Origin of the sequence: Acinetobacter piscicola (genome assembly GCF_002233755.1) — a bacterium.
GTDB lineage: Bacteria > Pseudomonadota > Gammaproteobacteria > Pseudomonadales > Moraxellaceae > Acinetobacter > Acinetobacter piscicola.
In genome coordinates this window covers 1-1,191 of sequence record NZ_NIFO01000062.1, presented here as the reverse complement: position 1 = coordinate 1,191, position 1,191 = coordinate 1, and the positions used below count along the sequence as shown (strand labels likewise).

1 protein-coding gene is annotated in these 1,191 nt (G+C 43.7%); it reads left to right on the top strand.

Features of this window, described 5'->3' with window-relative positions:
- The gene (gene tuf / locus CDA10_RS16670) at positions 1-1,191 is read left to right on the top strand and encodes an elongation factor Tu (RefSeq protein ID WP_089606649.1); all 1,191 of its coding nucleotides are present in this window, start codon (positions 1-3) and stop codon (positions 1,189-1,191) included.

Below are 1,191 nucleotides of genomic sequence, written 5' to 3'. Positions count from 1 at the left end.
ATGGCTAAGGCTAAGTTTGAACGTAATAAGCCACACGTAAACGTGGGTACAATTGGTCACGTCGACCATGGTAAAACAACTTTAACTGCTGCAATTGCAACAATCTGTGCAAAAACTTACGGCGGTGAAGCTAAAGACTACGCAGCAATTGACTCTGCACCAGAAGAAAAAGCACGTGGTATTACAATTAATACTTCACACGTAGAATACGATTCTCCAATTCGTCACTACGCGCACGTAGACTGCCCGGGACACGCCGATTATGTTAAAAACATGATCACTGGTGCTGCTCAGATGGACGGTGCGATCCTTGTATGTGCGGCGACTGATGGTCCAATGCCACAAACACGTGAACACATCCTTCTTTCTCGCCAAGTAGGTGTACCTTACATTCTTGTATTCCTTAACAAGTGTGACCTTGTTGATGATGAAGAATTACTTGAATTAGTAGAAATGGAAGTTCGTGAACTTCTTTCTACTTATGACTTCCCAGGTGATGATACTCCAATCATCCGTGGTTCAGCTCTTCAAGCATTAAACGGCAATGATGGTCAATATGGCGAATCAGCAGTTCTTGCACTTGTAGAAGCGCTAGATACTTACATTCCAGAACCAGAACGTGCTATCGACAAAGCATTCTTGATGCCAATCGAAGATGTATTCTCTATCTCAGGCCGTGGTACAGTAGTAACAGGTCGTGTAGAAGCGGGTATCGTTAAAGTAGGCGAAGAAGTAGAAATCGTTGGTATTAAAGATACAGTTAAAACAACTGTAACTGGCGTAGAAATGTTCCGTAAATTGCTAGACGAAGGTCGTGCAGGCGAGAACTGTGGTGTTCTTCTACGTGGTACTAAGCGTGAAGACGTACAACGTGGTCAAGTACTTGCTAAACCAGGTACAATCAAGCCACACACTAAATTCGATGCGGAAGTATATGTACTTTCAAAAGAAGAAGGTGGTCGTCATACTCCATTCCTTAACGGTTACCGTCCACAGTTCTATTTCCGTACAACTGACGTAACTGGCGCAATCCAATTACAAGACGGCGTTGAAATGGTTATGCCAGGTGACAACGTTGAAATGTCAGTAGAACTTATTCACCCAATCGCAATGGACCCAGGTCTACGTTTTGCGATCCGTGAAGGTGGTCGTACTGTAGGTGCTGGTGTTGTTGCGAAAGTAACTCTATAA

What these genes read in the sequence shown, in the direction of transcription:
- tuf (WP_089606649.1), top strand. Translation starts at nt 1, where the DNA reads ATGGCTAAGGCTAAGTTTGAACGTAATAAGCCACACGTAAACGTGGGT.